At 73.3% G+C, this 23,811-nt stretch carries 20 protein-coding genes; 5 read left to right on the forward strand and 15 right to left on the reverse strand.

What is annotated here, in order from left to right; genetic code table 11:
* Positions 1–41 precede the first annotated feature (41 nt).
* From OHA25_RS49845 to OHA25_RS49885, 9 genes are all read right to left on the reverse strand, one after another.
* Positions 42–764 carry an ABC transporter ATP-binding protein gene (locus OHA25_RS49845; protein ID WP_327583857.1) on the reverse strand — a complete coding sequence of 241 codons (723 nt, stop codon included), beginning with the start codon at positions 762–764 and terminating at the stop codon, positions 42–44.
* Positions 757–1,503: an ABC transporter ATP-binding protein gene (locus tag OHA25_RS49850; protein ID WP_327583858.1), complete on the reverse strand. Its 747-nt coding sequence runs from the start codon at positions 1,501–1,503 to the stop codon at positions 757–759. The genes OHA25_RS49845 and OHA25_RS49850 overlap by 8 nt, the downstream gene beginning before the upstream one ends.
* Positions 1,500–2,477: a branched-chain amino acid ABC transporter permease gene (locus OHA25_RS49855; RefSeq protein WP_327583859.1), complete on the reverse strand. Its 978-nt coding sequence runs from the start codon at positions 2,475–2,477 to the stop codon at positions 1,500–1,502. Before OHA25_RS49855 ends, OHA25_RS49850 begins: the two co-directional genes overlap by 4 nt.
* Entirely contained in the window at positions 2,474–3,334 is an 861-nt protein-coding gene (locus tag OHA25_RS49860; protein ID WP_327583860.1) for a branched-chain amino acid ABC transporter permease, read from the reverse strand. Before OHA25_RS49860 ends, OHA25_RS49855 begins: the two co-directional genes overlap by 4 nt.
* Positions 3,334–4,608: an ABC transporter substrate-binding protein gene (locus tag OHA25_RS49865; protein ID WP_327583861.1), complete on the reverse strand. Its 1,275-nt coding sequence runs from the start codon at positions 4,606–4,608 to the stop codon at positions 3,334–3,336. Before OHA25_RS49865 ends, OHA25_RS49860 begins: the two co-directional genes overlap by 1 nt.
* Before the next feature lie 101 nt (positions 4,609–4,709).
* A complete protein-coding gene (locus OHA25_RS49870; RefSeq protein WP_327583862.1) occupies positions 4,710–7,061 on the reverse strand; it encodes a xanthine dehydrogenase family protein molybdopterin-binding subunit in 2,352 nt (783 codons plus the stop codon).
* Positions 7,058–7,540 (reverse strand): (2Fe-2S)-binding protein, encoded by a 483-nt coding sequence (locus OHA25_RS49875; RefSeq protein WP_305915974.1) that lies wholly within the window; start codon positions 7,538–7,540, stop codon positions 7,058–7,060. The genes OHA25_RS49870 and OHA25_RS49875 overlap by 4 nt, the downstream gene beginning before the upstream one ends.
* The gene (locus OHA25_RS49880) at positions 7,537–9,927 is read right to left on the reverse strand and encodes a xanthine dehydrogenase family protein molybdopterin-binding subunit (RefSeq protein ID WP_327583863.1); all 2,391 of its coding nucleotides are present in this window, start codon (positions 9,925–9,927) and stop codon (positions 7,537–7,539) included. Before OHA25_RS49880 ends, OHA25_RS49875 begins: the two co-directional genes overlap by 4 nt.
* Positions 9,917–10,804, reverse strand: a complete 888-nt coding sequence (locus tag OHA25_RS49885) for an FAD binding domain-containing protein (protein ID WP_327583864.1) — start codon at positions 10,802–10,804, stop codon at positions 9,917–9,919. The genes OHA25_RS49880 and OHA25_RS49885 overlap by 11 nt, the downstream gene beginning before the upstream one ends.
* 79 nt (positions 10,805–10,883) lie before the next feature.
* On the opposite strand from OHA25_RS49885, the gene OHA25_RS49890 reads away from it, so the two are divergent.
* From OHA25_RS49890 to OHA25_RS49910, 5 genes are read left to right on the forward strand one after another with little or no spacing between them, the layout of a single operon-like run.
* Positions 10,884–11,603 (forward strand): enoyl-CoA hydratase/isomerase family protein, encoded by a 720-nt coding sequence (locus tag OHA25_RS49890; RefSeq protein WP_327583865.1) that lies wholly within the window; start codon positions 10,884–10,886, stop codon positions 11,601–11,603.
* A complete protein-coding gene (locus OHA25_RS49895; RefSeq protein WP_327583866.1) occupies positions 11,596–13,272 on the forward strand; it encodes a class I adenylate-forming enzyme family protein in 1,677 nt (558 codons plus the stop codon). The genes OHA25_RS49890 and OHA25_RS49895 overlap by 8 nt, the downstream gene beginning before the upstream one ends.
* Positions 13,262–14,857 (forward strand): amidase, encoded by a 1,596-nt coding sequence (locus OHA25_RS49900; protein ID WP_327583867.1) that lies wholly within the window; start codon positions 13,262–13,264, stop codon positions 14,855–14,857. Before OHA25_RS49895 ends, OHA25_RS49900 begins: the two co-directional genes overlap by 11 nt.
* A gap of 59 nt (positions 14,858–14,916) precedes the next feature.
* Positions 14,917–15,714: an SDR family oxidoreductase gene (locus tag OHA25_RS49905; protein WP_327583868.1), complete on the forward strand. Its 798-nt coding sequence runs from the start codon at positions 14,917–14,919 to the stop codon at positions 15,712–15,714.
* Complete coding sequence (locus tag OHA25_RS49910; protein ID WP_327583869.1) at positions 15,714–16,442, forward strand: SRPBCC family protein; 729 nt, start codon at positions 15,714–15,716, stop codon at positions 16,440–16,442. Before OHA25_RS49905 ends, OHA25_RS49910 begins: the two co-directional genes overlap by 1 nt.
* Here OHA25_RS49910 and OHA25_RS49915 read toward each other — a convergent pair.
* The 6 genes from OHA25_RS49915 to OHA25_RS49940 are packed head-to-tail and all read right to left on the reverse strand — an operon-like array spanning position 16,396 to position 23,802.
* On the reverse strand, positions 16,396–18,234 hold the full coding sequence (locus tag OHA25_RS49915; RefSeq protein WP_327583870.1) for an alpha/beta fold hydrolase: 1,839 nt from the start codon (positions 18,232–18,234) through the stop codon (positions 16,396–16,398). The genes OHA25_RS49910 and OHA25_RS49915 overlap by 47 nt on opposite strands.
* Positions 18,231–18,830, reverse strand: a complete 600-nt coding sequence (locus OHA25_RS49920; RefSeq protein ID WP_327583871.1) for a TetR/AcrR family transcriptional regulator — start codon at positions 18,828–18,830, stop codon at positions 18,231–18,233. Before OHA25_RS49920 ends, OHA25_RS49915 begins: the two co-directional genes overlap by 4 nt.
* A 43-nt stretch (positions 18,831–18,873) precedes the next feature.
* Positions 18,874–19,695 (reverse strand): ATP-binding cassette domain-containing protein, encoded by an 822-nt coding sequence (locus OHA25_RS49925; protein WP_327583872.1) that lies wholly within the window; start codon positions 19,693–19,695, stop codon positions 18,874–18,876.
* Entirely contained in the window at positions 19,692–20,690 is a 999-nt protein-coding gene (locus OHA25_RS49930) for an ABC transporter ATP-binding protein (protein ID WP_327583873.1), read from the reverse strand. The genes OHA25_RS49925 and OHA25_RS49930 overlap by 4 nt, the downstream gene beginning before the upstream one ends.
* Positions 20,687–22,420: an ABC transporter permease subunit gene (locus OHA25_RS49935; RefSeq protein WP_327583874.1), complete on the reverse strand. Its 1,734-nt coding sequence runs from the start codon at positions 22,418–22,420 to the stop codon at positions 20,687–20,689. The genes OHA25_RS49930 and OHA25_RS49935 overlap by 4 nt, the downstream gene beginning before the upstream one ends.
* Before the next feature lie 11 nt (positions 22,421–22,431).
* Positions 22,432–23,802, reverse strand: a complete 1,371-nt coding sequence (locus tag OHA25_RS49940) for an ABC transporter substrate-binding protein (protein ID WP_327583875.1) — start codon at positions 23,800–23,802, stop codon at positions 22,432–22,434.
* Between the last annotated feature and the right edge of the window lie 9 nt (positions 23,803–23,811).

The raw sequence follows: 23,811 nt of genomic DNA on the forward strand, positions 1-23,811 counted from the left end.
CGAGGCGGCCGCGATAGATTGTATATGAAATGTAAAGTCCTTCACATCCGTCCCACGGCGAGCAGCCGCCGTAGAGCCGCCGCATCTTTACGGAGCGCCTGCGGGTCGGCGGTCTCGTGGACGACCCGCCCGCGCTCGAGCACGAGGGCCCGGTCGACGCGGCGCAGCACGAAGTCGACCTTCTGCTCCACCAGGATCGCGGACGTGCCCCGGCGGCGCAGCTCGTCCACGACCTCGCCGATCCTGGCCACGGTCTGCGGGTCGAGGCCTTCGGTGGGCTCGTCCATCAGCACGAGCCGGCCGTTGCCCACCAAGGCCCGTCCCATGGTGAGCATCTGCTGCTGCCCGCCCGAGAGCTTCCCGGCCGGCAGGTTCCACCGTTCCCGCAGCACCGGGAACCGGTCGGCGACGTCGTCGATCGTCCACGGGCCACGGCGCGCGGCGACCTTGAGGTTCTCTCGCACGGTGAGGGATGGGAAGACCCGGTGGCCCTGGGGGACGAGGCAGAGCCCGGCGCGGGCGATGCGCTCGGCCGGCATGCCGGCGATGGACCGGCCGCCCAGCGTGATCTCGCCTTCCCTGGGCCGCAGCAGCCCGCTGATGGTGTGGATGAGCGTGGTCTTGCCCATGCCGTTGCGCCCGAGTACGCCCAGCACCTCGCCCTCGCGGACGGTCAGCGACACGCCCTGGAGCACGTGGCTCGATCCGTAGTAGGTGTGGACGCCGCGTACGCCGAGCAGCGCCCCAGTAAGTGACTCAGTCATGCGCCACCTCCCCGAGGTAGGCCTCGATCACCCGCTGGTCGGCCGAGATCTCGTCGGGCGTGCCCTCGGCCAGGAGCCGTCCCTGCTGGAGCACGCTGACCCGGTCGGCGAGCCCGAACGCCACCGCCATGTCGTGCTCGATCATCACGATCGTGATGGACCGGGGAAGCGCGGCGACGAGCGAGGTCAGCCGCTCGGCGTCGGCCGGCGCCAGGCCCGCGGTGGGCTCGTCGAGCAGTAGCACGCGCGGCTCGCGGCACATGGCGAGCACGATCTCGAGCACCCGCTGCTGCCCGTACGCGAGCTGCCGGACCGGCCAGTCCGCCGTGTGCTCCAGGTCCCACCCGGCCAGCACGTCCACCGCATGCGCACGCAGCATGTCCAGCCCGCGCCAGAACACCCGGTGCGCCCGCGCCTCGGCGGCGAGCGTGAGCTGGACGTTCTGTGCCACGGTGAGCTCGCCGAACAGATTGGTGATCTGGAACGTGCGGGCCAGCCCCATGCGGGCCCGCCGGTGTGCCGGCCGCCGGGTCACCTCGCGGCCCAGCAGTTCCACGCGGCCGCCGACCGGCCGGATCTGGCCCGCGAGGACCCCGAACAACGTCGTCTTGCCCGCGCCGTTCGGGCCGATGAGGGCGCGCCGCTCCCCCGCGGGGACGGCCAGGGTCACCTCGTCGTTGGCGTGGAAGGCGCCGTAGCGCACGGTGACGCCGTGCCCGGCGATCGCGATCTCGTTCATTTGCCCGCCTCCACGATCACCGATTCGTCCGCCGCCTCTTCGGCGGGAGGCGCCGCTCCGCGCCTGAGCCGGCGCAGCAACGATCGGGACCGGCCGAGCACGCCGTCGGCGAGGAACAACGCCGTCAGGATGTAGACCACGCCGAGCACCGTCGTCCAGCGGTCGGTGTACGTGCTCACCCAGACCTCCAGGCCGGTCACGATCGCCGCGCCGAGGAAGGGACCGAGGAACCTGCGTGCCCCGCCGAGGATGGCGAACACGAGCACCTCGGCGCTGATCTGCCAGCTCAGGCTGGCGGTGGAGACGGACCCCTGCAGGTAGACCTCGAGCGCGCCGGCCACCGCGGAGAAGGCGCCGGACACGGCGAAGGCCATGACCCGGATCGTGGCCACCTGGTAGCCGGTCGCGCTCATCCGCGACTCGCTCTCCCGCATGCCCAGGATGGTCATGCCCGCGGGAGAGCGCTGGAAGGCCCACAAGGCCGCCACGCAGCCGGCGGTGACGGCCAGGGCGAGCAGGTAGAACCCGCTGCCCGTGGGCACCCCGTCGCGCGGGATGCCGGGGATGCCGTTGTCGCCGCCGGTGAGCTCGGTCTGATAGAAGGCCAGGCCGAACACCGCCTGCGCGAGCGCCAGCGTGATCAGCAGCAGGTAGACGCCGCGAACCCGCAGGCAGAACAGCCCGAAGACGGCGCCTGCCACCGCGCCGAGCACCAGCGCGACGGGCATGGTGAGCGGCATCGGCCAGGCCCAGCGGGTGACGGCGATGCCGACCGTGTAACCGCCGATCCCGAAGAAGGCCGCGTGGCCGAGCGACGGCATGCCGCCGTACCCGAAGACCACGTTGTACGCCGTCGCGAACAGCCCGAGGATGAGGATCCGGCTCGCGACGAAGACGGAGAACGAATCGAGGGCGACGGGCACGGCCAGCAGCAGCACGGCCGCGGCCGCCACCGCGAGAATGCGCCGGCTCACCGGACCGCGCCCTTGCCGAGCAGTCCCTGCGGCCGCAGCGCGAGCACGAGGGCCACCGCCGCGTACAGAGTGAACATCGCCCACCCGGGGAACAGCACCCTTCCGAACTCCTCGACGAGGCCGACGGCGAGTGCGGCGACCAGGGCCCCCGGGATGGAGCCGAGGCCGCCTGCGATCACGACCACGAGCGCGAGCAGCAGCACGTCGAACCCGCTGTCCGGCGACAGGCTGGTGAAGGCGCCGCCCCAGACTCCCGCGAACGCCGCCAGCCCGGTGCCGAGCCCGAAGACGAGCAGGAAGATGAGCGGCACCCGGATGCCGACGGTACGCGCCATCTCCTGATCGTCGACCGCCGCGCGCACCTTCGCGCCGATCGGCGTGTACCGCAGCAGGGCGCTGACGAGCAGGGCCAGGCCGACGGCGATGCCGATGAGGACCAGCCGGAACTTGGGGAACACCAGGGCGCCGAGCTCGACCGGTCCGGTCAGTCCCGGAGGCGTCGGCGGGGAGATCGGGTCGCCGCCGTAGTGGGCGAGGATCTGGTCGCCGATCACCAGCGCGAGGCCGAGCGTGAGCACGATCTGCGGCAGCTCCTGACCGGCGATCCGGTGCAGGAGCAGCCGCTGCGCGATCATCCCGGCGACGGCGGCGCCCACGACGCCGATCGCCATCGCCAGCCAGTAGTCGGTGCCGCGCGTGGCCAGGTCGTACGCCAGGTAGCCGCCGAGCAAGTAGAAGGCGCCGTGCGCGAGGTTCACCGTACGCATCAACCCGAAGGTGATCGTCAGCCCGCTGGCCACCAGGAAGAGCAGCGACCCGTAGGCGAGCCCGTTGAGCGTGTGGGTGAGCCAGCTCATCACTTGGCCCAGGTGCCCTTGAGCTTGTCGTAGCCGGGGAAGGTGAGGTACTTCTCCTCGCCGTAGGTGAAGAACTGGCCCACCTCTGGGACCGTCGTGACGATGGTGTTGGCCCAGCCGCCGTCGCGCTGCTCCACCTTGCGGATGTAGACGTTGTAGACGGCCTGGCCGTAGGCGTCGAAGGACACCGGGCCGCGCGGGGACTCCACCTTGACCTTCGTCAGGGCGGCCCGGAGGCTCTCGGGTGTCGGGGCGCCGTCGATCTGGGCCAGAGCCTGTTCCAGGACCATCCCGGCGGTCCAGCCGTCGTCGGCGTACTGGTTGGCGCTCTTCTTGCGCTCCTGGGTGAACGCCGCGACGAGGGCGTCGTTCGCGGGGGACTTGATCTGCGGCGTGTAGTGCAGGCTGCTGATGACGCCCTCGGCCGTGCCGGCCTCCGTGGGGAGTGTCGTCTCGTCGACGGTCGATCCGTGGGCGACCATGGGGAGCTGCACGCCGAAGTCGCGGTAGGCCTTGAGCAGCCGGATGCCGTCCGAGCCCGGCGCCACCACGTAGACGACGTCCGCCTCGTCCTTCTTGATCTGGTTGACGTACGGTCCCCAGTCCTGGGTCGCGAGCGGGGCGTAGATCTCCTGGACCACCGCGCACCCGGCGTCCTCGTACGCGCGGGCGAAGCCGCCGGCGGCCTCCCAGCCGAAGGAGTAGTCGAGCCCGAGGATCGCGGCCTTCTTGTGGCCGAGGGTCTTGCAGGTGTGCTCGCCGAGCGGCATGACGTCCTGGGAGCTGGTGTACGACACCCGGAAGGTGTTGCCGCCCTTCTTCCTGGTGAGCCCGTCGGCGCCGGCCACCGTGATCAGCAGCGGGACATCGGCCTGCTCCAGGTAGGGCGCCACCGCGTAGGCGATCGCCGAGTTGACCAGACCCACGACCATCTGCGCCTTGCTCTGCTCGACGAGCTGCCGTGCCTTGGTCGTGCCCTGGGCCGGGTCGGTGCCCTCGTCCTCCTTGACGACCTTGATGCCGTACCCGGAGAGCACCCCGCCCTTGGACTTGAGGTAGAGCTCGAACCCCGCGTTGACATCCGTGCCCAGGGCCGCGAACGGCCCGGTGAGCGGGTTGAGCAGGCCGACGGTCAGCGTGCCTTTGCCACCCGTCGCGGCGGTCGCGCTGGTCGGGGCGCCTTCGATCGAGGGAGACCTGCTGCCGCAGGCCGCGACGGCAAGGAGCGCCGCCACAACGGCGAGGACACGAAGCCGGTAAGGAGGTGATCCCATGTCGTTCTCCTCTGGGCGGGGGGCGAAGGCTCCCGGAGTAACGCCTGATGTTTGGTATATCAAGTTTGATCGGTCGCGTCTATCCGTGGGTTAGCGCGATGTTACGAATCGTCGGCCGACAGCAGCTCGATCACCCGGGAGGCGGACAGCGGCAGCGCCCCCACGCCGCCCCGCAACCCGAGTGCGTCGCGTACCGCGTTGGCGATCGCCGCTCCGGCGGCGGACAGTCCCCCCTCGCCGGCGCCTTTGGCGCCCAGGGGATTGCCGGGCGACGGAGCGTCCTCGGTGACGATCGTCTCGACCCGGGGCGTCTCCGCCGCGGTGGGCACGAGGTAGTCCATGAACGTCGCGGCGAGCGGCTGCCCGTTGTCGTCGTAGCGGAACTCCTCCATCAGCGCCCCGCCGATGCCCTGCGCCACACCGCCGACGAGCTGGCCTTCCACCAGGGTGGGGTTGATGGCCCGGCCCACCTCGTAGGCGACCAGGTACCGCCGTACCCGGACGCCGCCGGTCCCCTGGTCGACCTCGGCCAGGGCCACGTGCACGCCGTACGGGTAGGTCATGTGCTCGACCTCGAAGGTGCGCCGCGCCGACAGGCCCGCCGGCTCGTCCGCGGCCAGATGCGGGCTGCCCGGTGCGCACGCCGCGGCCACCTCGCCGAGCGTCAGCCGCACGTCCGGGCCGGTCACCGCCCCGCCGGTCAGGCGCAACCCGGACTCCGGCACGCCGAGGACGCGGGCGGCGACGCGCAGGGCCCGGCCGGCCACGGCCTCGGCCGCCAGCCGCACCGCCGAGCCGGACACCACGGTCGACCGGCTCGCCCACGAGCCCCCGCCGAACGGCTGCAGCTCGGTGTCGCCGTTGACCACCTCGACCTCGCGGGGATCGACCCCCAGGGGCTCGGCGGCGATCTGGGCCAGCACGGTCTCGATGCCCTGCCCCAGCGAGGTGCCCCCGGAGTGCACCCGTACGGTCCCGTCGGGGCCGACCAGGACGTCGGCGGTGTCGTGCGGGCCCAGACCGCTCTTCTCCAGGAACATCGCGAGCCCCAGCCCCGCGAGGCGGCCCTCGGCCCGCAGCGTGGCGACCTCCTCCGGCCAGCCTGCGGTGTGCGCGAGCGCCCGGTCCAGCAGCTTCGGGTAGTCGCCTGCGTCCAGCACGACGTCGGTGCCGATCGTGTTGAGCGGGCGGGTGTGGGGGATCTCCTCCGGCCGCAGCAGATTGCGGCGGCGCAGCTCCACCCGGTCGATGCCGAGCCGGTCGGCGGCCACGTCGAACAGGTGCTCCCTGGCGAACGTCCCCTCGAAGCGGCCCGGCGCGCGGTAGGTGCCGCAGGGGGTCTTGTTCGTGAGCACGACCTGGGCGCGCCCCGCGTACGCGGGCAACCGGTACGGGCCCGGCAACATCGCGAGCGTCAGCTCGGGCACGAGCACGCCGTGCGTGCGCATGTAGGCCCCGTTGTCATGGATGACGTCGTCGCGCAGGCCGAGCAGCGTTCCGTCCGCCGCGAACGCCGCCTCGATGCGGTGGCGCTGCTGGCGCGAGTGGTTCACCGCGACGAGATGCTCGGCCCGGTCCTCGGTCCACTTCACCGGGCGGCCCAGCCGCCGGGCCAGCCACGGGACGAGGAAGTCCTCGGGATAGAACTCGCCGCGGGGGCCGAACCCGCCGCCCGCGTCCATCGCGTGCAGGCGGATCCGGTGCTCGGGCAGGCCGAGCATGGAGGCGAGGACCCGCCGGTTGAAGACGGGCACCTTCGTGGCACCCCAGATCTCCAGCCGGCCGGTCCCGGCGTCGTAGTCGGCGAGCAGGCCGCGCGGCTCCATCGGGACCGCGCTGTGCCGGCCGACGTCCAGTGTGAGCGCCACCACCGTGTCGGCGGCGGCGAAGGCGGCCGCGCAGTCGCCGTACCCGAGGTCGAGCACGGCCGCGACGTTGCCCGCCTCGTGCAGCGGCACCGCCGTCTCCCCCAGCGCCGTCTCCCCCAGCGCCGTCTCCCCCAGCGCCGTCTCCCCCAGCGTCTCCCTTAGGGCCGTCTCCCCGTCGAGCACCGCACCGAGGTCGTCGTAGGAGACCTCGACGAGCTCGGCGGCGTCCTCCGCGACGTACGGGTCCTCAGCGACGACCGCGGCCACCGGCTCGCCGACGTACCGGACCTTCTCCCTGGCGAGAACCGGCTGCAGGAACGCGCTGAGATCGTGCCCGCCGACGTTGAGCCGGACCGGGATCGGCGCGACGTCCTTCACGTCCTCGCTTGTGATCACCGCGGTGACGCCCGGCAGCGCCAGCGCCTGGCCCGTGTCGATCGACAGGATGCGCGCGTGCGCGACCTGTGCCCGGACGACCCGCAGGTGCAGCGCGCCGACCCGGTTCACGTCGTCGGCGAACCGGCCGAGCCCGCGCAGCAGCCGCTCGTCCTCCAGCCGCCGCACCCGCCGCCCGTCGCTGGTCACGATCCCGCCTTGCGTCGCTCAGCGGTGGCCAGCAGGGCCTCCACGATGCCCTGGTAGCCGGTGCACCGGCACAGGTTCGCCGCCACGACGTCGCGGACCTCCGCCTCGGTCGGCGAGGGGTTCTCGGCCAGGAACGCCTCCCCCAGCATGAGGAAGCCGGGGGTGCAGAAGCCGCACTGCAGGGCATGGCAGCGAGAGAACTCCTCCTGCAGGTCGGACAGCCGCTCCCCGTCCGCCAGCCCTTCGACGGTGCGGACCTCGCAGCCGTCGGCCTGCACGCCGAAGACCAGGCAGGACCGCACCGGCTCGCCGTCGACCAGGACCGTGCACGCGCCGCAGATGCCGTGCTCGCAGCCCAGGTGGGTGCCGGTGTAGCCGAGGTCGTGGCGCAGCACGTCGGCGAGAGTGCGGCGGGACTCGACGACGGCCTCGTGGTCGGCGCCGTTGACGGTCAGGCTGATCAGATGCAGGTCTTTCACGTGAGGACTCCCAGGATCTGCTCGGGACGGACCGGGATGGTGTCGAGCACCTGGGTGCCGGCGGCGTCGTTGACGGCGTTGACGACCGCGGCAGGGGCGCCGATCGTGCCGCCCTCCCCCATGCCCTTGGAGCCGGTCTCGCTGTGGGACGAGGGCGTCTCGAGATGGAGCACCTCGATCGGCGGGATCTCGGTCGCGGTGGGGACGAGGTAGTCCATGAGCGTCGCGGTGACCGGCTGGCCGGACTCGTCGTAGCGCACCTGCTCGTACAGGGCCGCGGCGATGCCCTGCGCGACCCCGCCACGCACCTGCCCGTCGACGACGAGCGGGTTGATGATCACGCCGCAGTCCTCGACGACGATGTACCGCAGGATCCGTGCCTGGCCGGTGCCCGGATCGAGCTCCACGACGACGGCGTGCGTGGCGTTGGAGAAGGTGCCCGGCGGGTCGTACGCCGCCGAGGCCTCCAGCAGATGATCGCCGTCGAGCCGGTACGACTGGAAGTGGGCGATGCGGGCGACCTCGGCGATGGGCATCGACGCCGCCGGCACGCCCCGGACGGCGACGGCGCCGCCGGCGAGCACGAGGTCGGCGGGATCGGCCTCCAGCAGCTGCCCGGCCGCCCGGCGGATGCGCTCGGCCAGCTTCACGGCGGCCCGCCGGGCGGCGCCGCCGCCGACGACGATGGACCGGCTCGCGAACGTGCCCCAGCCGTACCCGCCCACGTCGGTGTCGCCCTGCCTGATGCGCACGTCGTCCGGGTGCAGCCCGAGCTGATCGGCGACGATCTGCGCGAACGTCGTCTCGTGGCCCTGGCCGTGGGAGGCGGTCCCGGTCGTCACGAACACGGTGCCGGAGGGGTCCATCCGGATGTGCGACACGTCGTACCCGGGAGTCATGGCCATGCGCCGCTGCATGAACGCCGGCGTTCCGTACGCCGTGCGCTCGGAGAAACAGGACAGGCCGATGCCGACGAGCCGGCCTTCGTCCCTGGCCGCGGTGCGGAGGTCGTACCAGCCCTCGGCGCGCAGGCGCTCGGTGGCCAGGTCGAGCGATTCGCGGTAACTGCCGGGGTCGTAGGTGATCCCGGTGACGCCCGTGTAGGGGAACTCGTCCTTGGAGATGAGGTTGCGCCGCCGCACCTCCGCCGGGTCGAGGCCCAGCCGGGCCGCGGCCTTGTCCATGAGCCGTTCCATGACGAAGGTGATCTGCGGGCGGCTCACCCCGCGGTACGGCGCGGTGGGCGCCTTGTTCGTGGCCACGGCCCGGCTGCGCGCGCGATAGTGCCGGAGCTTGTAGGGGCCGGGCAGCTCGGTGGCGGCCATCAGCGGCTCGACCCCCGACGTGAACGGGAACGCAGAGTACGCCCCGACATCGCAGCGGATGTCGGCGTCCACGGCCAGGATGCGCCCGTCGGCGTCGAACGCCGCGCGGATGTCGTATTCCTGCTCCCGGGCGTGGAAGGCGGCGGTCAGGTTCTCCTGCCGGTCCTCCACCCACTTCACCGGGCGGCGCAGCCGGTGCGCCAGCGCGGCGACGGCGATCTCCTCGCGTCCGGCGACGCACTTGAGCCCGAAGCCGCCGCCGACGTCCGGCGCCACGACCCGCACCCGGCTCTCCGGCAGGCCGAGTGACGTGGCGATGGCGGTGCGCACCTGGTGGGGGACCTGGGTCGAGACGTGCACGACGAGCTGGTCGTCGCGGTCCGACCATTCGGCCAGGCAGGCCCGGCCCTCCATCGGCAGCGCCGCCAGCCGCCCGCTGGTGAAGGTCTCCTCGAGGACGAGTGGAGCCGCCCCGACGATGGTGTCGAGCTCGGGGTCGTCGAACATCGTCAGGTCGACGAAGACGTTGCCGGCGACCCCTTCATGCAGCGGCGCGGCGTCGAGCGCCCGCCGCAGGGACGACACGGCTTCACCGGGCTCGATGTCGGCGATCACGGCCTCGGCGCCGTCCTCCGCGGCGTACGCGTCCTCGGCCACGACCACGGCGACGGGCTCGGCGACGTGGCGGACGGCGTCCTCGGCGAGGATGGGCATGGTGGACGGGTGGAACTCGGGCCGTTCGAGCACGGCACGCAGCCCGGTGAGCCCGAGATCGGCCGCCGCGAAGGCGGCAACGACGCCGGGCACCGCAAGGGCCGAGGTCAGATCGACGGAGCGGAGCGTGCCGGCCGCAACCGGGCTGCGGGCGAACGCGGCGTGCAGCGTGCTGGGCGGCTCGAGGTCGCCGACGAACCGGCCGCGCCCCTTGAGCAGCCGGGGATCCTCCTTGCGCGGGAGGGCCGCCCCGATCCAGCGCCCATCCGCGCTGAGCGCAGCCTCACGCACATCCGAACCAGCCGCGGCCTCACGCGCCTCCGAACCGGCCATGGCCTCAGGCGCCATGGGCCGCAGCCTCCTCAAGCGCTCGCGTCAGCAGGGTGCGGACCAGCCGCCGGCGGTAGTCGGCGCTGCCGTGCACGTCGCTGGGAGGCGACACCTCGCGGGCGGCGACGTCGGCGGCCGCCGCGAAGGCGTCCCCGGTGAGCGCCGCCCCGGCCAGCGCTTGCTCCGCCGCGGGAACCCGGACCGGCCGCGCGTCGACGCCGCCGAGCACGATCCGCGCGCCGGTGCAGGTCATGCCGCCGGTGTTCCCGCCGCCGTCCCCGTCGATGTCCAGGGCGGCGGCCGCCGCGACGATCGCGAAGTCCCCGCGGCGCTGGGCGAACTCGGTGAGCGCGGCATGGGGGGCGGGACGCGGGAACACCACCTCGACCAGCATTTCGTCCGGGCTCAGCGCGGTGGTCAGGAAACCTTGGAAGAAGCCGGCGGCGGGAATCGTCCTGCGGCCGTGCGGGCCCTCGGCGACGAACTCCGCGTCGAGGAGCAGGGCGAGCATGCACCATTCCGAGGTCGGGTCGGCGTGCGCGATGCTCCCGCCGAACGTGCCCCGGGTGCGGATCGGATAGTGGCCGACCCAGTGCGCGGCGCGCGGGAGCACCGCGTAACCGCCGAGGACGGCGGGGTCCCGCGTGGTCTCCACCGCGCGGTGGCGGGTGAGCGCTCCGATGCGCAGCCGGTCGCCGTCCCGCCGCAGGTACGACAGCCCGGAGATGCGGTTGACGTCCACCAGCGCGCTCGGGCGAGCCAGCCGGAAGTTCATCATCGCGACGAGGCTCTGCCCACCGGCCAGGATCTTGGCGTCCTCGCCGAGCTCGCCGAGCAGCTCCACGGCCTCACGGACGTCGTACGCGCGGTGGTAGACGTACGCGGCCGGTTTCACGAGGGATTCCCCATATGCCGATCCCTTGACTGGAAGGGGCGATTGAAGTTTGGTATATCATGCATCAATTGGAGGGTGGATGGTCAAGGGTGAGGGCCTGATCCTCGATTCGTCCCGGCCGGGTGTCCTGCGCCTGCGGCTCGACCGGGGGCGGCGGCGCAACGCGCTGGTCCCCGGCCTCGTGGCCAGGCTACGTGACGCCTTCCGTACTGCCGGTGAGCGCGTGGTGATCCTGGACAGCGCCGATCCGGCGGTGTTCTGCGCGGGCGCCGACCTCGACCTGCCGGACCAGGTGCGCGCCGAGCTCAGCGACGAGCTGTACGCGCTCTACGAGCAGATGGCCGCACACCCCCGCCCGGTGATCGCCGTGGTCGAGGGGCCGGCCGTCGGGGGTGGCGCCCAACTCGCCCTCGTCGCCGACCTGCGCGTCGGCGGACCCGGCGCCCGTTTCCGCTTCCCCGGCGTGGGGCACGGCCTGGCCGTGGGCGCGTGGGGTCTGCCGGCGCTCGTCGGCGCGGGCCGCGCCATGGACCTGTGCCTGACCATGCGCTGGGTGGCGGCGGACGAGGCGGCGCGCATCGGGCTGCTGACCAGGCTGAGCGACACCCCAGGTGACGAGGCCCTGGCTCTGGCGGACGAGCTGCTGCGATGCGACCGCGACGCGATCCGCCGCGTCAAGGCGGCGATCCGGGACCCGGCGCTCTTCGACCGACTGGCGGCCGAACGCGCGGGCAACCGCCGCGCCTGGGACGGCTCGGTGGCCTTCCTCCAGCAGGAGAGGGGAGCCGCCCGTGGCTGACCTCGGACGTCGGGCTCGAGAGCGCGACACGGAAGCCGGCCTCGGACACCCGGCCTGGGAGCGCGACACGGAAGCCAGCCTCGGACACCGGGCCTGGGAGCGCGACACGGAAGCCGGCCTCGGACGTCCGGCCTGGGAGCGGCATGTGGAGGATGTCTCCGGCCTGCTGGCCGGGCTCGCGGAGGGCACGCTGGGCGAGGCGTTCCAGCGGACGGCGCACCTGCGTCCCGATGCCGTCGCCGTACAGGTCGATGATGACGCGCTGACCCACGCCGAACTGGACGAACGCGCGGCGGCGGTGGCCGGCTGGCTGCGCGGGCGCCTCCCGGCAGGCGCCCGCGTCGTCATCGCGGCGCCCAACGGGATCGCCCTCGTCACCGCCTACGCCGGCGTGGTGCGGGCCGGATGTGTGGCGGTCCTCGCGAGCCCCGCGCTCACCGAGCGGGAGCTGCGCCACCTCGTCTCGGACGCGGGGGCAGAGGCGGCCTTCGCCGCCGGGGCGTCCCGCGAGGCGCTCGCCCGCATCGGCCATCCGCTGCGCACGCTGGCGGCACTCGACGGTACGGACTTCGGGGACGTCCTGGCCTGCGGGCTCACCCGGGATCCCGAGCCGGTCCCGTCGGACTCGCCCGCGCTCCTCGCCTACACCTCGGGAACCACCGGGACGCCCAAGGGCGTGCCGCTGAGCCATGCCAACCTGTTGTCGTCGATCCGCGCGGCCCTCGCCGCCTGGCGGTGGACCGCGGACGACGTCCTCGTCCACGCGCTGCCGCTGACCCATCAGCACGGGCTCGGCGGGGTCCATGCCGCCCTGCTCACCGGATCCCGCACCCGGGTCCTCTCGCGCTTCGACGAGCGGCGGCTCATCGAGACCGTCGCCGAGGAGCGGGCCAGCGTGTTGTTCGCCGTACCCGCGATGTACGAGCGGCTGGCCGAGCTCGCGGAGCTCACACAGCCTGCTTCCCTGCGGCGGCTGCGCCTGGCGGTCTGCGGGTCGGCGCCGCTCTCACCGGAGCTGGCCCTGCGGGTGGCCACCGCGATCGGGCAGGTCCCGCTCGAGCGGTACGGAACGACCGAGAGCGGCCTCAACGTGTCGAACCCACTCGGCGGGCCGCGGCTGCCGGGCACCGTCGGGCTGCCGCTGCCAGGCGTGGAGCTGCGGATCTGTGACGTCGCGGGCCGGGACGCGGCGGAGGGGGAGATCGTGTTGCGCGGCCCTCAGGTGTTCACGGGCTACTGGAACCGTCCGGAGGCGACCGCCGAGGCGTTCCATCCAGGGGGATGGTTCCGCACCGGCGACCTCGGCCACGTCGACCCCGCCACCGGCCATCTGACGATCAGCGGCAGGTCCAAGGAGCTCGTCATCACCGGAGGGCTGAATGTCTACCCCCGCGAAGTGGAGCAGGTGCTGGAGGAGCATCCGGGCGTCGCGGAGGCCGCGGTCGCCGGCCTGCCGTCGGCGCGATGGGGTGAGGAGGTGACCGCCTGGGTGGTGCGGACCGGCCACTCCCCCGCCGTCTCGGGGGACGCCCTCATCGCCTTCGCCCGCACCCGGCTGGCCCCCTACAAGTGTCCCAAGCGGGTGCTCTTCATCGATGCGCTGCCGCGCAACGCCATGGGCAAGATCGTCCGCCACGAGCTGCCGGCGCCCTCGGCCCATGACACCTGACCTGCCGCCGGGCCAGGAATCGGCATCGCCGTTGACCGCGGCGCTGGAGCGCGCCGTCAACCGGCTGCGGGCGGTGCCGCTGCCCGAGAACGGGCCGGACGGCATGACCGGCCCGCCCTCCGAACCGGATCCGAGCGCCATGGCCGGCGGCGATCTACCGACGGCCGGCGCGGGCCGATGGCCGGCCGTCGGTCACCTGCCGGACGACAGTGCGGGCCGGTGGGGGCCCGGTGGGCTCGACGCTCTCGGCGCGCGGTTGCGCCACGGTGCGGCGACGGCGGTGGAGCTCGCGGAGGCGGCCCTGGCCGCCGCGGAAGCGGACGCTTCCGGCGCGTTCGTCGCCCTGCTGCCGGACCGGGCGATCGCCGCCGCGCGCCGGGCGGATGCCGAGCGGCGGGACGGTCTGATCCGCGGGCCGCTGCACGGCGTGCCGGTCGCGGTCAAGGACAACATCGACATGGCCGGGGTCGCCACGAGGAACGGCACCCCCGGCCTGGGACATCGGGTGCCCGTACGGGACGCCACCGTCGTACGTCTCCTGGAGGAGGCCGGAGCCGTCGTCATCGGCAAGACCCGGATGCACGAACTCGCATGGGGCATGACGACGCCCGGCTGCCGCAATCCCCGGGACCTCTCGCGGTCGGCCGGCGGATCGAGCGGCGGGTCGGCGGCGGCGGTCGCCGCGGGCATCGTCGAGATCGCGCTGGGCACGGACACCGGCGGCTCGATCCGCAACCCCGCCGCGCTGTGCGGGGTCGCCGGGTTGCGGCCGACCTGGGGAACCATCCCGATGGCAGGCATCACCCCGCTCGCTCCCACCCAGGACACGGTGGGACCGATCGCCCGGTCCGCGGCCGACTGCGCCGCCGTGTTCGCGACACTCACCGGATCGCCCTGGCCCGCAGCGTTCTCCGCCGGATCGCCCGCGCCGCCAGGGGAGCGCACCGGAGCTCCCACCCATGGACGCCCCGCCCTGCACGGTCGCCGGGTCGCGATGCCCGACGGGCTGTGGCGCGGCAGGGTCGGGGAGGGGATCGCGGACCGCATGGCCGCCGCCCGCGACGCGCTCCTCGCCGCCGACGCCGACGTCGTCGAGCTGGATCTGCCCGCCGTCATCGCGGCAGCGCCGGCGGTGACGCTGGTGGTGATGCTCGCCGAATCCGCCGACCTGTGGGCCGACGCGCCGGGCGCGGCGTCGGCGGAGCTCCGCGCGACTCTGCGGACCGGAGCCGAGGTCAGGGCGGTGGACTATGTACGGGCCCGCCGCGTGGCCGCACACCTGCGCGACCTCATCACCGCGGGCCTGCGGACCACCGGCGCGGACCTGCTGCTCCTGCCCACCGTGCCGGTCACCGCGGCCCCTACCGGAGCGGACACGGTCGAGGTCGCCGGCCGCCCGGAGGCCACGGGCGCCGCCTACGCGCGGCTCACCGCGCTCGCCTCGGTGACCGGTCTGCCGGCGCTGTCCGTGCCGGCCGGAACGGACGCGACAGGACTACCCGTCGGCGCGCAGCTCATCGGCCCGCCACGGACCGAGACGCTCCTGTGCGCCGTAGGCACTGTCATCGCGTCATCACGGGTCTAGCGTCTCAGGTTGATGGATGGTATATCAAATATCGACAGTCCGACCTAAAGGAGACGTTCGTGGACCTCAAGCTCGAGGGGCAGGTCGCCTTCATCACCGGGGCGAGCAAGGGGATCGGCCGGGCGGTGGCCGAACAGCTCGCCGGCGAAGGATGTGACGTGGTCATCACGGCCCGCACGGCCGACGAACTGGAGAGGACGGCCAAGAAGATCTCCGAGGCCAGCGGGCGCACCGTCCTGCCGCTGGCCGGCGACATGAGCGTGACCGAGGACGTGCGACGCTGCGTCGAGGAGACCCTGGAGCGGTTCGGCCGGATCGACGTCCTGGTCACCTGCGCCGGCAGCTCGCCCGGCGGCCTCCTCGAGGACCTCACCGAGGAACAGTGGATGAGCAGCCTCAACCTCAAATTCATGGGGTACGTGCGGACGGTCCGAGCGGTCATCCCCCACATGCGCGAGCGGGGCAGCGGATCCATCGTGCTCGTGGTCGGCAACGACGGGCTCAAGCCCAGCTACTGGGAGATGACGGCAGGCGTCGCCAACGCCGCCGACATCAACTTCGCCTCGTCGGTGGCCGAGCAGTACGGCCGGTACGGCGTGCGCATCAACACCGTCAACCCCGGCCCGGTCAACACCGACCGCTGGGACACGCTGGAGAAGGCGTTCGCCCGGGACAAGGGAGTGAGCCAGGACCGCGCGCACGAGCTGGCGGTCGCCTCGATCCCGCTCGGCCGCATCTGCGAGCCGGAGGAGGTCGCCTCGGTCGTCGCCTTCCTCGCCTCGCCGCGGGCGAGTTTCGTCAACGGCGCCCATCTGCCGCTCGACGGCGCCCAGCGCAAGGGCATCATGGACACCTGATGCGACTACAGCACACCTTCACCCTCGCCGAAGAGCCGGCCCGCGTCTTCGACCTCCTCCTCGACGTCGAACGGATCGCCGCGTGCATGCCAGGCAGCCGCCTGCTCGGCCGCACGGGCGACGCTTACGAGGGAGAGGTGAAGGTCAAGGTGGGCCCGCTCAGCGTCGCGTACCAGGGCAAGGTCCGCTTCCTGGAGGCGAACGAGGCGAGCCGGCGCGTGGTCCTCAGGGCCTCCGGCGCGGAGCGGAACGGCAACGGCAACGCCGACGCCCACGTCGTGGCAGAGCTGGCGCCGGACCCGGCAGGCACCAAGGTCTCCCTCGACACCGACCTGATGATCCGCGGCAGGGTCGCCCAGTTCGGCCGCGGGGTCATCGCGGACGTTTCCCAACGGCTGATCGACGAATTCGCCACGAACCTCGAGACCCTGCTCACCCAGCCCGAGCCCGCTCCAGCGGCAGACACCAGAGGATCCGCCCAGCCGGCACCGGCGCCATCGTCCGGGTCTGGAGGATCCGCCGGCCGCGCGGCATCATTCCCGTCCGGCGTCTGGGGATCGGCCGATCCCGCGACGGCGTCGACCTCCGAGCCGGAGACCCCCGCGCTCGACGGTCTGCGACTCGTCGCCCTACCGCTGCTACGGCGCGCCGCGCCGGTGCTCACCGCCTTCGCGGCCGGGGTCATCGCGGGAGCCCTCGCCACCCGCTCCCGCCGCCGTCGGCGCTGATGTGAGGCCCGAGGGCGTGCTCCCGGATCGTCCGGGCGAGTTCCTCGCCGTGGGTGAGCTGCGGGTGGTGGCCCACCCCGGCGATCGTGGACACGCTCGCCCGCGGGCCGAGCGTGTCCACCAGCGCCCGGCCTTCGCCGGACAGCGGGTCCTCGGACCCGACGATCACGTGGACGCGGCCCGGGTAACGGCCGAGCTTGGCTCGAAGGTCCCGCCGCCATCGTTCGCGGCCGGCGGCGGACAGGAGCTGCGCCACGTGGGCGGCAACGCGGGCCCGGCGCAGGTCCTCGGCGCTGGACGCGAGCTGGTCCGCATGGGACGTGTCCCCGGTGAGCAGCCGTGACAGGGCGCCGGGACGTGCCCGGCGGAGGTAAAGACGGGTGAGCGGGGCCAGGCGCGTGGCGAACGGGGCGCCGGCCTGCAGGAAGAAGGGCGACACCAGAGTGAGCTGCTCGACGCGATCCGGGCGCGCCAGTCCGGCCTCGAGCGCCGCGGCGGCCCCGAGGGAGTGGCCGACCAGGTGCGCAGGGCCGGTCTCCTCGACCAGCGCGGCCAGCCACGCGGGCAGGTCCCGGGGACGGCCCGCGCTGAGGCCGAGGCCGGGAAGGTCCACCACGCGCGCGTGGCCGAGCGCGGCGGCGACCGGCGCCCAGGTGTCGGCGTTGACGGGAAGACCGGGCAGCACCAGGACCGGCGCGCCCGGGTCGCCGATTCCGAACGTCCGCACGCCCGCGTGCCGGGTGAACCGCCGCGCCGGTCCCTCGGCGGACGCGGCCCCGAACCGGTGGGCGGCCAGGTGGTCGGCCCATCGCAGGATCGACTCGACGGTGTCGGGGAGCTCGAGTCTGTGACGTCCGGCGAACTCGCGGGCGGGCCCCGTGGGATAGCGGTCGGAGGACATGAAGGTCAGCGTCTCCGGGTCCGCTTTGGTCAGCGCGGCGGGCAGCCGCCGGATCACCGGCACGGGGACCCTCAGCCGCGGGACCTTGACCTGATAGTGCCGGCCCACGAGCGAGAGAAGATCCGGCAGCGGCGGAGTGTCGTCGTCCAGGATCCAGAACGCGGCTCGCGCGGCGGCCGGGTCCTCAGGGAGCAGCGTCATGAATCGAGCCAGATAGTCCACGGGGATCACAGGGACGAACGTCCGCGCGTCGCCCGGCAGGGCCGCGACCGAGCCTCGCCAGATCTCCTTCAGGGTCGCGGCAAGACCGAGCTGCTGATCGGACTCTCCGCTCGTGCTGACCCCGATCACACTGGACGGGTTGACGATGGACCAGGGCACGCCCAGCTGATCGGCGAGGGCCCGCAGGACGGCGTCCGCCTCCATCTTGGACCCCTCGTAGGCGCCGACGCGCTGGTAGACCTGCCGGACGAGCTCGTCGCTCCACGGCACCGTCGCGGGGTCCTGGCCTCCCACGCGGTAGCCCGAGACGTGCACGAGCCGCCGCAGGCGCGGCAAGCGCGCGGCGAAGGACACGATCGCCCTGACGCTGTCGACGTTGGCGCGACGCGCCTCCGCTACCGTCATCCCGAACCGGTAGGCCCCCGCGCAGTTGTAGATCTCGGTGACGTCGTCCGCGTCACCGTCGATCAACGCCGGCGCGTCGAAGCTGACGCGTACGCCGTCCACGGCGGCCCGGCATCCGTGCGCGGCGAGCCAGCCGCTCAGCCTGGCGAAGGACCTGCTGTCCCGCGTGGCCGCGGTGACCCGGACACCGGTCTGGTCCAGCGCGAGGATCACATGGCGGCCGATGAACCCGGAGGCCCCGAACACGAGCGCATGCCGGTTCACGAGGTCTCCTCTTCGGCGGGCGGCTGGTCGAGAAGTGCGCCGAGAACCAGAGCGGCGTTGCGCAACGCCTCCACGTCGCGCCGGGCCCTGGACATGATCACCGCGCCCTCCAGCGTGCTGACGACGGTGGTGGCCATGGCACGTGCCGTCGCACGCGCGTGGCCGCGGCCGGCGAGGTGGTCGGTCATCGGGGCGATCCACGATTCGAAGGCGGCCGCGCAGGCCGTGCGCAGGCGCTCGCTGTGCGCCCCCATCTCCAACGTGACCACCGAGACCGGGCAGCCGAGCCGGTAGTCGTTGCCGGTGAGGATGCCCGCCAGCACGTCGACGACGCGCCGGAGCACGTCCCCTGGGCTCGCGGCCTCCGCCGCCATGTCGGTCACGAGCCTGCGGAACTGCTCGGCGGCCAGCTCGACGGCCTTCTCGCCCAACGCCTCCTTGCCCTCGGGGAAGTGGAAGTAGAGCGACCCCTTGGGGGCCTGAGCGTGCTCCACCACCGTGTTGAGGCCCGTGCCGCTGTAGCCGCGGGCCTGGATCAGTTCGAGCATCGACTCCGTCAGGCGCGCGGTCGTCCGCGCTCCCTTGTCAGTGACCATGAAATAAAGATAGACCGGTCTATATATTTATGCAATCGTGCGTTCATGGCGTGAGGCGGGCGGCAGCGAGGAGCTCTCGGGTGTAGGGGTGGGCGGGCGCGTCCCAGACGCGATCGGCCGGGCCGGATTCGACGATCCGGCCGTGGTGCAGCACCGCGACCTGGTGGCGGGCCACGTGCCGGACGAGGGCCAGGTCGTGGGCGATGAACAACTGGCTGAGCCCCAGCTCGTCCCGCAGGTCGGCGAGGAGGTTGACGATCCCGGCCCGTACGGACGGATCGAGCGCGGACACGGGCTCGTCCAGCACCAGGAGCCTAGGGTCGCAGGCGAGCGCACGGGCGATGCCGACGCGCTGGCACTGGCCGCCGGACAGCTCGTGCGGTCTGCGGCGGGCGAGTGAGCCGTCGAGGCGTACGAGGTCGAGCAGCTCCGCGACGCGGGCCGGTCCGGTCAGCGGATCCCAGCGTCCCTGGACGCGCAGCGGCTCGGCGATCGTGTCGTGCACGCGCAAGCGAGGGCTGAGCGAGCCGTAGGGGTCCTGGAAGACGGGTTGCAGCGCGGGCCGCAGCCGGCGCAGGGCGCGCTCGTCGAGCCCGGTCAGCTCGTGGCCGTCGAACCGCACCGACCCGCTCTCGGGTCTTCGCAGCATGAGGACGGCGGCGGCGATGCTCGACTTGCCCGATCCCGAGCCGCCGACGAGGGCCAGGGTCTCGCCGTGCGGCACGGTGAAGGAGACGTGGTCCACCGCGAGGACCGGCGGCGTACGGCGGCCGCGCGCTGGATACCGGACGGTGAGGTCGCGGACGCCCAACAGGGGCGGCGGCGTCATGCGGGGGCCCTCCGATCGCGTGGCCTGCGGCGTCATGCCGGCTCCTCGAACAGCTCGCTCACCGGATCCGGCAGGTCGCCGACCCGGTGGCAGGCGACCAGCCGCTCGTCGCCGGCTTCGTGCGGCTGCGGCTCCCGCTGCCGGCACTCGTCGGCGGCGGCCGGGCAGCGGGGCGCGAAGGCGCACCCTGGCGGCAGCGCGCCGGTCCGCGGTGGGAAGCCGCCGATCGACGGCAGCCGCCGGCCCGTCGCGGCCCGCCCTGGCAGGGAGGCGAGGAGCCCGCCGGTGTAAGGGCTGCGGGGGCGGCGCAGCACCGGGCCGACCGGGCCGGACTCGACCAGCCGCCCCGCGTACATGACCAGCACCCGGTCCGCGTGCGCGGCGGCCACCGCCAGATCGTGCGTGACCAGCAGCAGCCCCGGCCGCGTGCCCTCGCGCGGCTCCCCCAGCATGCGCAGGATGCGATCCTGGACCACCGGATCCAGCGCCGTGGTCGGCTCGTCGGCGACGATGAGGGCGGGTTCGTTGACGGTGGCCATGGCGATCACGACCCGCTGCCGCATCCCGCCGGAGAACTCGTGCGGGTAGGCACGCGCCCGCCGGGCCGCGTCGGGGATGCCGGCCCGCTCCAGCGCGGCCACCGCCCGTTCCGCCGCGGCCCTGCGGCTCAGCCGGCGCACCGATCTCGCGGCCAGGGCGAGCTGGTCGCCGACGGTGTGCACGGGGCTGAGCACCGACAGCGCGTCCTGCGGCACGAAGGCCACGCGTCGGCCTCGAACCTGCCGGTAGCGGCGCTCCGGCGCTCCACGCAGTTCCCGCCCGTCCAGGCGTACGCTGCCGGAGACGCGCAGGCCGGGTGACAGCAGCCCGAGCACGGCGCGCGCGGTGAGCGACTTGCCCGCGCCGGACTCGCCGACGACGGCCACCGTCTCGCCGTGGTCCACTTCGAAGGACAGGCCGCGGACGAGCTCGGCGTCCGGACCGGCGATGCGCAGGTCGCGCACGCGCAGCAGCGGTTGGGCGCCCGTCATGCCGGCCGTCCCCGCGTACCGGCGAGGGTGGACAATGAGACCGCGAGAGCGGCCAGGAGCAGGAGCATCCCCGCCGGGACCAGCGACGCCCACGGGCCGCGTTCGACGTACGGGAGCGACTCGGCCAGCGTCAGCCCCCACTCGGGAGCGGGTGGCTGAGCCCCCAGGCCCAGGAAGCCGAGGGAGGCCATGGCCAGGGCGATGCTGGGCAGGCGCAGCACCGCGTGCCGGGCGAGCGGACCGGCGACCGCGGGAAGGACGTGACGGGTCAGGATCCAGGAGGGTGGCGAGCCGATGGCGCGCTGGGCCACCAGGTGGGCGGCGGCGCGGGTCTCGGAGACCAGCGCGGCCGCGTGGGCGGCGAGCATGGGCCAGGACACCAGAGCGACCGCGACGGACGCGCCGAGCGTGCTGGGACCCAGCAACGCCGCGGCCAGGATTCCGGCGATCGCCGGCGGCACGGCGTTGCCAATGTCGGCGGCCCCGGAGGCGACGCCCGGGAGGAAGCCGAGGGCAAGGGAGACGACGTAGGAGGCGGCGCAGACCAGCGCCGCCACCCCGACCGTGGCCGCCGCCCCGTGACCGGCCCTGGCCAGCACGTCCCGGCCGAGCGCGTCGGTGCCCAGCGGATGGTCCCAGCTCGGACCGGCGAGCCTGGCGGCCAGGTCCACGGCCAGCGGATCGAGGAGCAGACCCCAGCCGATGGCGGCCGCCAGCACCGCGGCGCAGGCGGCCGGGATCAGGCGGCGCGCCCGGCCGTCACCCGTCACCGGCGCGGGCAGTGACAGGGCGGCGTCACGCAACCCGGGGCCGAGCATCCAGCGCCGTGCGGCGCCCGACAGGATTCCGGCGAGTACGCCGAGCAGGACGAGGGCGAGCACCGCGGCCTGCAGCAGCGGCAGGTCCTGCGCCTCCGCCGCGCCCAGCGCGGTGCGGCCGATACCGGGCACCGCGAACACCGTCTCGACGGCCACCGCGCCACCCGTCAGCCCCACCGCGACCAGCCCGAACTGCGGCACGAGGGCCGGCAGCGCACGCCGCAGCACCGCTCGCGCGAGCACGCCGGGACGGCAGCCGGCCGAGCGCCACAATCCGACCCACGGCTCGGCGAACGCGGCCGGCAGCGCGTCGTCCACCAGCCGTCCCAGCATCCCGCCGGCCGGGATGCCCAGCGCGAGCGCGGGCAGCACCATGTCCTGCGGGTTGTGCCAGCCGTAGGGCGGCAGCCAGCCCAGCCACACCGACAGCGTGATCAGCAGCAATGTCGCGACGAGGAACTCGGGCAGCGCGGCGAGCACGGCCGCCGCGGACCCCGTGCCACGGGCGCCGCGCAGGGTGCCCCGCGCGCCGCGCACCACTGTCGGCGCGCACAACACGCAGGCCAGGACCAGCGTCACGACCAGCGCCGCGCCCATCAGCGTCAGCGAGACGCCGAGCCCCGACACCACCGAGGGCAGTACCGGGCCGCCGTCCACCCAGGAACGGCCGAAATCGCCGCGCAGCACTCCTGCCAGCCAGTCGCCGAGCACCGCCACGGGACCGCCGTCCAGGCCCAGGTCGCGCCGGATGGCCTCCAATGCCTCCGCCGTCGGCTCCTGCTCGGCCGACCGGGCGCGCAGCAGAGACAGCGCCGCGTCGCGGCCGGACAACCAGGGCAGCAGCCCGACCGCGACGATGATCGCGACGAGGGCGACAGCCCGCGCGGACAGCACGCCGGCGCGCTCCCTCACTGCCGCCGCCGTCATTTCAGCCGCGTGTCGGTGGTGATCAGGATGCGCTCGCGCGGGTCCTTCGCCGAGTCCACCACCGTGGTGGCGTCACCCTGGATGACGCGCTCGTGCAACATCGGGATCGCGGCGTCGGTTCTCAGGATCGCCGCCTCGGCCTCCAGGATCGCCGCGCGCCTCGCGGCGCCGGCCTCCGTCGCCGCGGCCTTCTTCACGGCCTGGTCGACGTCCTCGTCGCACAACTTGGCCAGGTTGAAGGAGCCTTCGCAGGTGAAGTCGGCCTGCAGGTACGCCACCGGGTCGCCCGAGTCCAGCACGGTCGCGCGGGAGAGGATGAACGCGTCGAACGCGCCGGCCAGCGCGTCCTCCTCGATGTGCGCGTACTCGCGGACCACGAGCTTGACGGTGAACCCGGCGGCCTGGAGGTGTTGTTGCAGCACCGAGGCGACCTCCGGCAGCTCCGGCCGGTCGGAGTAGGTGGCCAGGGTGATCGACACGCCCTTGGCGTCCGTGGGCGCCGTGCGCCCGGTCAGGGGGCGGCGGCCCTCGGCGGCCCACGGCAGCGCGGGTCCCAGGAGGCCGCGGGCGAGGTCGGCGCGGCCCTCGTACACGCCCGTGACCAGTTGGGCGGGGTTGATGGCCGTGCGTGCGGCGGCGCGTACCCCCGGGTCCTTGAAGGGACCCGACTTGGTGTTCAGGTAGAGGGTGTTGGTGCGCGGCATCGGCACCTCGCTGATCGTCTCCTTCTGCAGCAGCGCGGCCTGTGAGACCGGCACCGCCTCGGCGATGTGCGCCTGGCCGCTGCGGATGGCGGCGGCTCGGGCGGTGCCGTCCGGCACGAAAGCGACGTCGATGCCGGTCGCCTTGGCCTTCTCACCCCAGTAGCCGTCGTAACGATCGAGGGTCGCGGTCGTGGTGCCGTTGACCCTGGTCAGCTTGAAGGGGCCGCTGCCGGTGCCGACCGGGTTCACCGTGCCGTCCGGGCCGTAGGCGCTCTCCGCGAGGATCGACAGCTGCGGCGAGGACAGACGCTGCGGTACGAGCGGGTCCGGCTCGCCTGTGGTCACCACCACCTTGTCGCCCTCCGCCTTGGCGGTCAGCTCGACGCCGTCGAGGATGCGGGGTTTGGGGGTGGCCTTGGTGGCGCGGGTCAGCACGTTGGCGGCCACCTGGGCGGTCAGCCGGGTGCCGTCGTGGAACGTCACGCCGGGGCGGACGGTGAACTCCCAGGTCCGTGCGGAGGTCCGCGCCCACGCGGTGGCGAGCCCCGGTCGCGCGTCGCCGATCTCGTCCAGGTTGATCAGGGTCTCGGCGGTGGACCAGCGCGACAGCTTGAAGGCGTCGTCGCTGAACGGCGACAGGCCCGTACGCGGGGGCAGGAGCATCGCCAATTT

Origin of the sequence: Nonomuraea sp. NBC_00507, from assembly GCF_036013525.1 — a bacterium.
Lineage (GTDB): Bacteria > Actinomycetota > Actinomycetes > Streptosporangiales > Streptosporangiaceae > Nonomuraea.